The sequence below is a fragment of the Mycobacterium uberis genome, assembly GCF_003408705.1.
GTDB lineage: Bacteria > Actinomycetota > Actinomycetes > Mycobacteriales > Mycobacteriaceae > Mycobacterium > Mycobacterium uberis.
The window spans coordinates 1-12,398 of the sequence record NZ_QAYL01000053.1; the positions used below are offsets into that span (position 1 = coordinate 1).

Genomic DNA, 12,398 nt, shown 5'->3' on the forward strand with positions numbered 1-12,398 from the left:
TTGAACTACGGTGGGCCGGCCCCACCCCACACCGACAACCCAGCTCCATATCTAATTGTAACATTATTGTAGCGATTTTTAAAAAGAGTCACGCGCAATCAGCTTAAATCAGACTACATAGTTAATCGTACCTGGCAGCGAATCGTGTTGTGTACCGATGCTAAAGTGCGATTGCACACATATTGCATCACCTGGGGTTGCAGAGAACTGTTAGATCGGACCTCTGTGTGGTAGAATGAACCCCCAAGCTGCAACTTATACCCGTTGCGGATGGTTTCATAGGTCTTCCCCAGCAGCTGAGACATCCCCCACCACAATTCCTCTAAAACGAGGATGGATTATCACAGCTGACCCCATTTTGAGAACCATGCCAAAACCAACGATGGACACATGGAGCTATTCCGAAAACCGACAAGGGTCGGGTTCACACCATGGCGGCACTTGTCGGTTGAGATAGATCACTCTAGTGTTTCGGCCCGCCCAGCACACAGTTAACTGAGGGTTTGTGGAGGTGGCACTTGGTGCCGGGATATGGCGAGGGACAGGGCCCCGCCGAGGGAAGATGCGCGATTGTCGCCTGTATTGTACATTAGATAGAGATGATATGGCATACGCAACTTGCAGTACCTAATGCGGCGATTACTCCTTAGTCAGTGGGCGGGCGAAACCCTGGCCTATATAGGCATATATAATCACCGGTTGATCGCGGTCATCGTGGTATATGCGGTGATCGTTGTCGTAGCTATGATAAAGCAAGTTTCGTCGCACATGCGATTCAACTACCCGACTACTCGCTTTTCCACCACAACTCCGAATTAGTCAGCATTCTACTACAAGAACTGGGACGACGCCTAAGCTGATGGCTGCTACAACATTCCCGAGTGTGGCCCGGTCTACTGGTCCGGGCTAAATGGCGGCCACAATAGCATACGAGTTCCGCAAACCCGCAATGAGCGGCCATAGCCGGCTTGTGCGTAGACGGCAGGTTGGCGTTCCCTGCACTGACCGACAGCTGCTGTACGTTCGATAAATTGAACGGGCGGCCACGGGTGCCAATTATTCCAGTGACTTTCCATTGTCGCGCCGTTCCTGAACTTTTTGCCGGCCAACATATCACCGGCGGTATGCCATACGGCGCTGGCTCCAGGCCCCAGTAGCTCTGTGTCCATGGTGTAGCCGGATGGCCGGCTGCTGGCCGGTCTATTTTCCTATTTTCCGGCCTCTACTTTTGGCGGCCCGCGCGGACACGGTGCTCAACTCATGTGCTTGCTCTCCTGTTGCGCGGTGGAACTTGAGATGCGTACAATCCACGCGGCTTATGCAGGCCACCATGCACGGTGCGAATGTACGCCCACTACACTTTGGCAACATCAATAAGACGTTCAAGATCTTTCATGGACCAGTGTAGCAGGTCGGTGTATGCCAACAGGTCAGCGTGCCGAATCGGCTGTTTTCATCACGTCGAGTATTGCCTCGAAACCGCCTCGGCGCTTGACGCTGTAGGTGGGCGTGTCGTGGTCGACGTCAACAAATACGTGAGCCGGGTACCTGTCAGGCCCAGCCAGAGACCGGCAAGCTTGCGGCAGTGGACCTCTTTGGTGACCTATATCGAGGTAGTTACTGCCCTTGCCGGGTTGGTCGGTTCCGTTCGCCTTGGCAGGATCGTGGGAAGTACGTGCGTAGATGCCGGCACGGGTGCACTCTGTATGTCAAAGACTGTGGTTGCCCACGCCAGGTTGGGATATGTCCGGGTACTGGTACGCAATACATCATGTCGAGGGTTGGGGCCACTGGCCACACTGACATAAAACTTGATCACGGCCGACCCAAAGTCAGCATCATTCACCACACTGAAGACTCGGCAGCATGACCTAATCTGGTGGTCACTCTGGTTTGGGGCTCGCCGACCCGACCGCGTCGCGCAGTGAGGTGAATCCGCCGTCATGAAGTCGGCGGGCTACGCCATCGTGAATGCGCTTGGGCCACAAGCCCCCACCATAGACGAATCCGGTATAGCCCTGTAGCAGCGAGGCGCCCGCTGTGATGCGATCCCACGCGTCGTCGGCGGTTTCGATACCGCCCACGCTGATGAGCACCAGGCGATCGCCGACCCGCCCGTAGAGCCGACGCAACACCTCGACGGCGCGGCACGCCACCGGCGACCCCGAGATGCCGCCCACTCCTAGTTCATCGATCTCCGGTGTTACTAGGCCGTCGCGAGACACAGTGGTGTTGGTTGCCACGATGCCGGCCAGCCCCAGTTCGACGGCCAGGTCCGCGATGTCGTCGATGTCGGAATCGGAGACATCGGGTGCAATCTTGACTAACACCGGTACTGGGGCCTCAGCCAGGACGGTTGATAAGATAGGGCGCAGTGAGTCTACTGCTTGTAGATCGCGGAGCCCCGGTGTATTCGGAGAGCTGACATTGACAACCAGATACGAGGCCAGCGCGCCGACCAGCCGGGCGCTAGTCCGGTAGTCATCGACGGCCTGGTCGGCCGGCGTTGTCTTGGTTTTGCCGATGTTTACCCCGATGGGCACCTCGGGGCGGTGGCGGGTGAGTTGGATTGCCAGCGCACCGGCGCCGTGATTGTTGAACCCCATCCGGTTCAGCAGAGCCCGGTCGGCGGGCAGTCGGAAGATGCGCGGGACCGGGTTGCCGGGTTGTGGGTACGCGGTGACGGTTCCGACTTCGGCGTAACCGAAGCCTAACGCAGCCCAGGTAAGCAGCCCCATACCGTCCTTATCGAAGCCAGCGGCTAGCCCGAGTGGTCCGGGGAAGCGTGCCCCGAAAACTGTGCTAGCCAGCACCGGGTCCGTCGGTCCCAGCCATCGGCGTAGCCACCGGCGTAGCACAGTGACGGCAGTGACGCTACGCAGCATGGCAAAAACCAGTGTGTGTATTCGTTCGGGTGGGATCAGGAACAGCAGTCGACGTACGACCCGGTACATTATAGTTCCGGCTGGTCGGGACGCCGATTGAAGTCTGCACTCTCGAGACGAGATTTTTTGCGGCGCAACAACACCCGCCTACTGCCGTCGGTGTATAGCCGCACCCGGGTCAGCTCCCAACCGCGATCTTCAGCCTCGATCGACAGCTGGGTCGACACGCTAAGCCTGGTCACGTCCGGTGGCAGGCGCAACGGCACCCACTCGTATTCGTTGGGCATATCAGTGTCCCAACCCGCGGGCACTCGGCTCCGCGGTGGCGCCGGCTGGTTACTCAAAGCTTACCTGCCGCATGGCCAATGATTTGAACTTCCATACCCGGCCCCGACACCACATACAACGTGTCCGACGCTTCGTCGAAAGCTAGTGAGTTGGGTTGCTGCACGGTTGGATAACACAACCTTTTCTACGTGGATTCTAGTGATTAAATCGTAACCAATAACGATGTTAGACGCGATTCGGGACGCCCAGGCCAACTTGCGGGATCCGACTATCTCGTACGGGGAGTGGCGCACGGGATAGGCCTGGCGCAAGAGCAGCGTATCGACGCTGTACACCAGCACAGTTAGCGTGGTTATGTTTTTCAGCGGCTCGTAGTGTTTGTTCGACACGATCATCGGCACCGATCGTCGTTACCGACGTTTGTACCCGATCCGGCACTATTGTGATGTTTTTACGTTACTAAGGGGATTAGCACACGCAAAGGTCTTGTTTCGGTTGCTGGCGGTGGCTATGCTGATTTCAGATGTTGTCGCAGCAAGGGTATAGATGACGTCATCGACACTGTATTAGTGCCAATTTTGCTTCTGCTCGGCGTGCTCGCCGGTGAATTCGCCGTGCCCAGCGCCGGCGACGGTAATCTGCCAGGTATGATCGTCGGAGAGATCGACCACGAAGTAACCACCGTGAGCGGAAATATAGGCTACACAATTTTGTCGCTGGTAAACGCGGTTTAAGGCTCCGCTAAAATGACGATGCGTGGCTGAGCGTGCTCATCATCGAACACGGTAATGTTGGCGGGCACCGCGGGATTGACGCCTGGGCACAGGATCGCCAACCGGCGACTGTCGCAGTCGAATATCGCAACCTGTGGGTGGCCGCCCAGTGGGTCGCACTGCCCCCGTCGGCTTCTGTGACATCGGCGGCGACCCGGCCACAGTTGCGCGGGTTCGATGGTGGGTGGGAAGATATCAAGTGGATTCGGTGAATATCCGGTCATGAGTGCTAGCAAAGGCAATATGCTAGCTAAACGGCGTTGAAATGCTTGTTTGTTTGATGACAGTAACGGTTCACCCTGGAATGTGGTACATCAAACTCCAATTCTAAGGAATGATGTCGCATACAATCTCGCCATGTTGCACACATGGACCGGGTCCTAGATAGGTACCTTGACGGCATGACCGTAACCGCTGACCGGCATATGGCAGACAATGAGTTTGCTATCGCAAGATATCTCGACGAGAATTTTCGCCAGCGGGTACGGGCAAGTTGGTGATGGACGCAGTTTTTCATTTCATATCGAACATCGGTCTTTAGTTGTCAAAATTTACTGATTCCACCTGACTGGGTCTGTTACGTAGCCTGACGAAGTAGTCGCTAGAGTGATTCGTAGGCTGGTAGAGATATCGACCTCACCGACGAACGCAGCCTGGCTGCGGAGGTGTGGAATTCGGTCGCACGCGCGCTGTTCGGGGTTCGTGCTAGTCGTATCCGGTACCGGCCGTCGACACCAAGTACGGTCGTCGTCGTGACTGCGGTTTCAGCGATGTCCTGGTGGCAAGTCATCGTTTTAGCCGTGGTACAGGGATACCATGAAGTTCCTACTGGCGTCCTCTTCGGACTACCTGGTTATCGTGTCGCGGATTTTTTTCACCGGTGATGCCAGCACCTCATTCACCGTGGTCAGCCAACTGGGCGCCGAGGCAGCGGTGCTGGTGTACTTCGAACGCTGTGTTGTGTGTATCCTTAAAGGCTGGTGTGACGACCTGAGTGTCCCATCGTACCGCGCCATGGACTATGGGTTGGCATGTCATTATCGGGGTTATCCCGATTTGCATGCTGGGTCTGGTGTGCAGAGATGAGATCCGCTCGGGAGCTCGTACTGTGTGGGCGGTGGCGTTCTCGGCGGTGATCGCCTTCGCCAAGTATGTGGGGCGTAAGAATCGTAATATCGAGCAGCGGTTTCTCGGACTGGAGTGTGAATTGGCCGCCCGATTCGGCTTCCTGCTGGCCATTCCCGCTGTGTTCGCGTCCGGGTTGTTCTCGATATCGGATGCTTTCCAGCTCGTCACTAAGGGGATGAATGCCACCGGCCCGCAGCTACTGGTGGTCACCGTGATCGCGTTCGTCGTCGGTTTGGCCGCGATGTCCTGGTTGCTGCGGTTTCTCGTGCAGCACAAAGATATATTGGCTCGTCAGCTACCGGATAGCCGTCGGCGTGGGTGTGTGTATCTTGCTGGCGACTAGAGCGGTAGCCGCAACATGACTGCCATCCTGTTGCGACACGGGCGATCCACCTCGAATACCGCTGGTGTTTTGGCTGGTCGATCCGACCGCGTCGACCTCGACGACAGAGGTCGTGAGCAAGCTGTCGGCCTGATCGACCGGATTGCTGAGTTGCCGGTCCAGGCGGTGGTGTGTTCGCCACTGTTGCGGTGTCGGCGTACCATCGAACCGCTCGCCGATGTGTTGTGCCTTGAGCCGTTCATTGATGACCGGCTATCTGAAGTGGATTACGGAGAATGGACAGGTCGTACTATCGGTGACTTGGCGAAAGAGCCGTTATGGCGGGTGGTGCAAGCGCATCCCAGCGCCGCGGTGTTTCCGGGCGGTGAGGGTTTGGCACAGGTGCAGGCACGCGCGGTGACCGCTATCCGTGAACACGATCGGCGGTTGGCCTCACAACATGGTGGCGACACGTTGTGGGTCGCTTGTACTCACGGCGACGTCATTAAGGCGGTGATTGCCGACGCGTTCGGCATGCATCTGGACAGCTTCCAACGCGTCACGGCCGACCCGGGATCAGTGAGTGTGATTCGCTATACCCAGCTGCGGCCGTTCGTGCTGCACGTCAACCACACTGGCGTGCGGTTGTCGTCGGCATTGTGGGCCGGGACGAAACCTTCAGGTGAGTCTAACGGTGATTACTCTGGCGAGCGCTCAGGAGAGCCGTCGAACGAACCGGGTGCCGCGGTGCCGTCTGGTGATGCGGTGGTCGGCGGCTCCGCCGATTAATTCTTTCTAATACGGGTTCAGTTCACGCTCACATTCGGATCGCACTACAAGCCCAACTGCCGGTATTTTGGAGGTACCATGGCCCGCGCAATTCATGTATTCCGCACACCCGACCGCTTTGTGGCCGGGACTGTTGGTCAACCCGGGAACCGCACCTTCTACATCCAAGCAGTGCATGACTCTCGGGTGGTTTCAGTGGTTTTGGAAAAGCAACAGGTTGCGGTGCTGGCAGAACGTATCGGTGCGTTGCTACTCGAGGTGCATCGCAGGTTTGGCACCCCAGTGCCCCCAGAACCCGCCGAAATCGATGACCTTAACCCGCTGATCATGCCGGTGGATGCCGAGTTCAGGGTCGGCACCATGGGCCTAGGCTGGGATTCGGAAGCCCAGACTGTGGTGGTGGAATTGTTGGCCGTCACCGACACCGAGTTCGACGCCTCCGTGGTGCTCGATGACACCGAGGAAGGGCCTGACGCGGTGCGTGTGTTCCTGACGCCGGAGTCGGCACGGCAGTTCGCCACTCGCTCCAGCCGTGTCATCTCGGCGGGACGTCCGCCGTGTCCGTTGTGTGACGAACCATTGGACCCTGAGGGGCATATCTGCGCGCGCACTAACGGCTACAAACGCAGTGCGCTGCTCGGACCTCACGATGATGACACCGAAGGGTGATGAGTACGAGGTGTTGGTCGGTGGTGAGCTGACGGTCCTTAGACGCATCTGTTCGGCCAGCAATGTCACCTTTTTGTGTGAATCGACGCTGGATCAGCGCAGCGTGCACTGCGTTTACAAGCCAGTCTCCGGTGAGCAGCCGCTGTGGGATTTTCCTGACGGGACTTTGGCCGGCCGCGAATTGGGCGCATATCTGGTTTCGACGCGCTTGGGTTGGAACATTGTGCCCTGCACGGTAATTCGTGACGGTCCGGCAGGTCCTGGCATGTTGCAGTTGTGGGTGCAGCATGCCGGTGACGCTGCTGACTCAGATCCCAGGTCTGGGCCCGACGTGGTCGACTTGTTTCCCGCCGACAAGCTGCAGCCGGGTTATCTTCCGGTGTTGTGGGCCTACGACTATGCCGGCGATGAGGTCGTCCTTATGCACGCCGACGATACTCAGTTGCGGCGAATGGCGGTATTCGACGTGCTGATTAACAACGCCGATCGCAAGGGTGGCCACATCCTTTACGGCCTCGACGGCCACGTATACGGGGTCGACCATGGCGTGTGTCTGCATGTTGAGGACAAATTGCGCACCGTGTTATGGGGCTGGGCGGGTAAGCCGATCGACGGCCAAACCCTAGAGGAGGTCGCCGGGCTGGCCGACGCCCTTAGCGGCCCGCTAGCCGATGAGCTTGCCAGACAGATCACCTGGGCGGAAATCACCGCCCTGCGCAGACGCGTGCACGCGGTGCTAGACAACCCGGTGATGCCCGGACCGAACCGGCATCGTGCCATTCCGTGGCCGGCGTTTTAAGGACCAGCTGTGTCGTCGGCGATACTGAAGCGGTGAACACGGTCACCGGTGGCAGTAGGGATGACCAGTCAGGGCTGACGGATGCGGCACTGGCTGCCGATCTCGCCGCGGCAGCGGGGGAGCTGCTACTAGGAATTCGTGAGGAGATCGGTTTCGATCAACCGTGGATGCTCGGCAACGCTGGTGACAGGCGGACGAATTCGCTATTGCTGAGCCGGCTGCGGGCTGAGCGACCGGGCGACGCGGTACTCAGTGAGGAAGAGCATGACGATCGTGCCCGCCTGAAGGCTGGCCGGGTGTGGATCATCGACCCGCTGGATGGCACCCGCGAATTCTCCACGGCGGGGCGCGATGACTGGGCAGTGCATATCGCGTTGTGGCAACGTCCCAGTGGCGGCTCTGCAGACGGCCGATGTGAGATCACCGATGCGGCGGTGGCGCTGCCGGCCCGTGGGAACAGGGTATACCGTAGTGACACCGTGGTCGCTGGCGATACGATCAGCGGTGTTCCCAGTATTTTCCGGATTGCCGTAAGCGCCACGCGGCCGCCCGCAATCCTGCACCAAATACGGCAAATGTTGGCCATCGAACCGGTGACTATCGGGTCAGCGGGGGCTAAAGCGATGGCGGTTGTCGACGGCCATGTGGACGCTTATCTGCATGCTGGAGGCCAATGGGAATGGGATTCGGCAGCGCCGGCCGGGGTGGTGTTGGCGGCCGGCATGCACGCATCGCGTCTGGATGGCTCGCCGTTGCGCTACAACCAGCTTAATCCGTATCTTCCCGACTTCTTGATGTGTCGCGCCGAGATCGCGCCGATTCTGCTCGGTGCCATCTGTGAGGCGTGGCGGTAATCGTACGCGTTTAAAGTCAACGACATGCAGTCGTGGTATTTCGCACAGGTTCCGAGGTTACCGGGACGCGGCCCGGAGTTACGGCTGTACGACACCTCTGACCGGCAGGTGCGTCCAGTGGCTGCTGGTACAGCGTCCACCTGTAAAGCGACCATGTATGTCTGCGGGATCACCCCGTATGATGCCACTCATCTGGGCCACGCCGCGACCTATCTAGCGTTCGACCTGATTCACCGACTATGGTTGGACCTGGGGCACGACGTGCATTACGTGCAGAATGTCACCGACGTCGATGATCCGTTGTTTGAACGTGCCGATCGTGATGGTGTCGATTGGCGCGACCTCGCCGGACGCGAGATCGCTCTGTTCCGCGATGATATGGCAGCGCTGCGGATACTGCCGCCGCATGACTATGTAGCGGCGACCGAAGCGATTACCGAGATCGTCGAACTCGTCGAAAAGATGCTGACCTCGGGGGCTGCGTACGTCATCGAGGACGAATACCCAGATATTTACTTCCGAGCCGATACCACGCTGCAATTTGGCTATGAGTCGGGCTATGACCGAGACACCATGCTGCGACTGTACGAGCAGTGCGGCGGCGACTCGCATCGACCTGGAAAAAGCGACGAACTCGACGCATTGCTGTGGCGGGCCGCGCGACCCGGCGAGCCTAGTTGGCCGTCACCGTTAGGTCCGGGCCGGCCGGGTTGGCACGTCGAGTGCGCGGCAATTGCGCTCAGCCGTATCGGTATCGGTCTGGACATTCAAGGTGGGGGCAGCGACCTGGTCTTTCCGCATCACGAGTTCACCGCGGCGCATGCTGAATGTGTTAAGGGTGAGCGGCGATTCGCCCGGCATTATGTGCACGCTGGGATGATCGGTTGGGACGGACATAAGATGTCCAAAAGTCGCGGCAACCTGGTGTTGGTGTCGGCGCTGCGTGCTCAAGGCGCCCCACCCGCAGCTATCCGGCTGAGTTTGTTGGCCGGGCATTATCGGGCCGACCGGTTTTGGAGCCGCCAGCTGCTCGACGAGGCTATCGCCCGGCTACATCGCTGGCGCACTGCTGTCTCGATGCCCGCTGGTCCGGATGTCGCCGACGTTATTGCCCGGGTGCGCGGGTATTTGGCCGACGACCTTGACACCCCCAAAGCGATTGCTGCGTTGGATGGTTGGGTCACTGATGCACTGGAGTACGGTGGTCACGACACAGCAGCGCCGAAGTTGCTGGCAACCGCGATCGATACGTTGCTGGGGGTGGACGTGGACCTGTAATCGTGGCAGAGGTACCGACAAGGTACGGCTTTCAGTTGTGACAGCGTTGAATGGCAAAGTCGTGTTCATCATCGGTGGTGTCGGGGAATCGGCGCGCGGCTGGCTCTCGGTGGTCATGAGTAGATGCTGACGGCGGTCGTTGATGTACGCGATCTGCACCGCCTTGCAGGCTGAAGCTGAGTAGGCCGTTGCATGCTTCGGCGCCATCGACGTAATCGTCGCCAGTACAGGCATCACTATCTACGGTTCAGTGCTGTAGGTCGACGCAGAGGCGTTCAAGCGGGTGTTGGATGTCAACTTGCTCGGTTTCTTTCATATGGTGCGTGCCATGTTACCGGCGTTTATTGACCGCCGAGGTTATGTGTTGATCGTTTCGTCGCTGGCCGCCTTCGCAACGCCACCGGGGGTGCCCTCTGCAATGTGTCTAATCTGCGTAACTAACCTCTCCCCAACGCTCTGCGTATGGAGATCGGTTCGTTCGGTGTCGGCGTCAGTACGATCCACATGTCGTGGATCGATATCACACTGGTTCGGTGACACCAAGGCCGACCTACCCGTATTTCGTGACCTGTTTGCAGCGCTGCTCTGCCCGTTCAACAAGACCAGTGCGGTGGATCGGTTGTGCGCGGCGTTTGTGAAGAGCATCGAGGGACACAAGGACCGCGTGTATTGCCCGGGTTGGGTTGGCTTGTTCTGCTGGATCAAACCGCTATTGTTCACTCGGATCGGTGACCTAACCATCCAAAAAGTTTCTGCTGGGTTGGTGTCGCGTATGTGTGCCGAGGTTGTCACGCTCGGGTGCTCCACTAGCGCATACAACGAGACGGTTATCGGGAAAAATCGCGGAAAACGAGCGCGAACCCGATAATTGCAGTAGCGGCATAACCAGCCGGTGCGCCAGCACGTGGTAACCACGACGGTAACGATGGTCAAGAAGGCCATTGCCATTCTGTACAATGGCGGTTTGATGGTGTAGCGGTTACGGATAATCGATTGATCTCGCTTGAGAGTCAGCCTGAGGATTTCATCGGCGGGTTGGCGATCGCCGGAAATGGCCCAGTGTAGCCCATTCTCTCACGGGCGATACTCATCACGCGCTTGCGTATCGAGTACCAGCCGATGATCAAGGCTGGGACAATAACGACCAGTGACGCTACTGTCCACGTGCCGATCGGTTTGTCGAACGTCATCATAACCAGTATGGCGAACAAAAAGAGCAAGGTGAGGTAGCCACTATACGGGGCCAGTGGCATACGGAATCGGGGTCGGCGCATGATCCCGGCTTTGGCCATCTTGTGGAGTCGAAGTTGGCAAAGTACGATGGTGCCCCATCCGGCGATGATGCCCAGCGCGGCGATGTTGAGCACGATCTCGAAGGCTTGACCGGGGTTGAAGGCGTTTAGTGCGACACCGAACAGGCAGATAACGGCGGCTAAAAGGATTCCGCCATATGGCACACCGTTTTTCGACATCCGCGCGGTGAATTTCGGACCGCTGCCATTTATCGCGATCGAGTGCATGACGCGACCGGTTGAATACAGCCCGGCGTTGAGGCTGGACAGTGCGGCGGTGAGTACCACGATGTTCATTAGGTCGCCCGCGCCGTGGAAGCCGATCTTGGAGAAGAACGTGACGAACGGGCTTTCGCTGGCCTTGAACGCAGTATAGGGCAGCAACAGTGCCAGCAGGATCACTGACCCGACGTAGAAGATCGCGATGCGGGCGATCACGGAGTTGATCGCCCTCGGCATGATTTTTTCTGGCTCGGCGGTTTCGCCGGCTGCGGTGCCGACCAGTTCGACGGCGGCGTAGGCGAACATCACTCCGGAAGTGACCATCAGTAGCGGAACGACACCAGTTGGGAGCAATCCGCCGTGACTAGTCCATAGGCTCAACCCGGTGTTGTGGCCGTCGACTGGGTAACGCCCAGCGAGGAAGATGGTTCCTACAACCAGGAATGCCACCAGCGCACAAACCTTGATCAGCGCGGCCCAAAACTCGAGTTCGCCGAACCATTCCACGGAGATCAGATTCATCGCTAACACCGTCGCCAGGGCAAACAGCGCAAGGGTCCATTGCGGCAACACGGTGAAGATTGTCCAGCGATGTAAGTAGGTGGCGATGGCGGTAGTGTCCACGATCGACGTCATCGCCCAGTTCAGGAAGTACATCCAGCCCACGGCGTAGGCGGCTTTCTCGCCGAAGAACTCACGTGCGTAGGACACGAAAGAACCCGAGGAGGGGCGATGCAGCACCAGCTCGCCCAGCGCGCGCAGTACCAGGAAGACGAATACCCCACAGACGGCATACACCAGGGACAATCCAGGTCCAGCCTTGACTAGCCGGCCGCCGGCACCAAGGAACAACCCAGTTCCGATCGCGCCGCCGATCCCGATCATCTGCAGTTGTCGGGGCTTGAGGCCTTTGTGGTAGCCAACCTCCTCGCCGAAGATATCAGCTCTCGACACGTCGGATTTTGGTTCGGGGCTCTCAGCCAGCGTAGCCATACATGGGGTCCTAATCGTCGTCCTACCGGCGTTCGGTGGGTCTCCCCACGACAGTGAAGACAGAGTTCGCTAGCGATCTTTTCCCAATCAACAGATGACGGCAAAT

Annotated in this window: 8 protein-coding genes and 4 pseudogenes; 8 read left to right on the top strand and 4 right to left on the bottom strand. The window is 58.5% G+C overall.

The genetic code is table 11. The features are described 5' to 3' along the window. Positions 1-1,883 precede the first annotated feature (1,883 nt). From MUBE_RS14745 to MUBE_RS19575, 3 genes and pseudogenes are all read right to left on the bottom strand, one after another. Positions 1,884-2,954: a quinone-dependent dihydroorotate dehydrogenase gene (locus MUBE_RS14745; protein WP_165849903.1), complete on the bottom strand. Its 1,071-nt coding sequence runs from the start codon at positions 2,952-2,954 to the stop codon at positions 1,884-1,886. Beyond that, positions 2,954-3,172 (bottom strand): DUF5703 family protein, encoded by a 219-nt coding sequence (locus tag MUBE_RS14750; protein ID WP_116541104.1) that lies wholly within the window; start codon positions 3,170-3,172, stop codon positions 2,954-2,956. Before MUBE_RS14750 ends, MUBE_RS14745 begins: the two co-directional genes overlap by 1 nt. A 53-nt stretch (positions 3,173-3,225) precedes the next feature. Beyond that, a pseudogene (locus MUBE_RS19575) lies at positions 3,226-4,170 on the bottom strand (hypothetical protein). Positions 4,171-4,347: 177 nt separating this feature from the next. Between MUBE_RS19575 and MUBE_RS14760 the strand changes: the two are divergent. From MUBE_RS14760 to MUBE_RS14795, 8 genes and pseudogenes are all read left to right on the top strand, one after another. Further along, positions 4,348-4,635: pseudogene (locus MUBE_RS14760) on the top strand (hypothetical protein); the annotation flags it as partial. An 81-nt stretch (positions 4,636-4,716) separates the two neighbouring features. After that, a pseudogene (locus MUBE_RS14765) lies at positions 4,717-5,436 on the top strand (undecaprenyl-diphosphate phosphatase). Next, on the top strand, positions 5,433-6,185 hold the full coding sequence (locus MUBE_RS14770; protein ID WP_116541105.1) for a histidine phosphatase family protein: 753 nt from the start codon (positions 5,433-5,435) through the stop codon (positions 6,183-6,185). The pseudogene MUBE_RS14765 and the gene MUBE_RS14770 overlap by 4 nt, the downstream one beginning before the upstream one ends. Before the next feature lie 78 nt (positions 6,186-6,263). Beyond that, complete coding sequence (locus MUBE_RS14775; protein WP_116541106.1) at positions 6,264-6,854, top strand: DUF3090 domain-containing protein; 591 nt, start codon at positions 6,264-6,266, stop codon at positions 6,852-6,854. Then, positions 6,838-7,653, top strand: coding sequence for an SCO1664 family protein (locus MUBE_RS14780; protein WP_341537710.1), 816 nt, complete (start codon positions 6,838-6,840; stop codon positions 7,651-7,653). The genes MUBE_RS14775 and MUBE_RS14780 overlap by 17 nt, the downstream gene beginning before the upstream one ends. 32 nt (positions 7,654-7,685) lie before the next feature. Next, positions 7,686-8,507: a 3'(2'),5'-bisphosphate nucleotidase CysQ gene (locus MUBE_RS14785; protein WP_116541125.1), complete on the top strand. Its 822-nt coding sequence runs from the start codon at positions 7,686-7,688 to the stop codon at positions 8,505-8,507. A 24-nt stretch (positions 8,508-8,531) separates the two neighbouring features. Next, the gene (mshC, locus tag MUBE_RS14790) at positions 8,532-9,785 is read left to right on the top strand and encodes a cysteine--1-D-myo-inosityl 2-amino-2-deoxy-alpha-D-glucopyranoside ligase (RefSeq protein ID WP_116541107.1); all 1,254 of its coding nucleotides are present in this window, start codon (positions 8,532-8,534) and stop codon (positions 9,783-9,785) included. Positions 9,786-9,822: 37 nt separating this feature from the next. Further along, positions 9,823-10,653, top strand: a pseudogene (locus tag MUBE_RS14795) (SDR family NAD(P)-dependent oxidoreductase). Positions 10,654-10,795: 142 nt separating this feature from the next. Here the strand turns inward: MUBE_RS14795 and MUBE_RS14805 are convergent. Further along, on the bottom strand, positions 10,796-12,292 hold the full coding sequence (locus tag MUBE_RS14805; RefSeq protein ID WP_116541108.1) for an amino acid permease: 1,497 nt from the start codon (positions 12,290-12,292) through the stop codon (positions 10,796-10,798). Positions 12,293-12,398 lie beyond the last annotated feature (106 nt).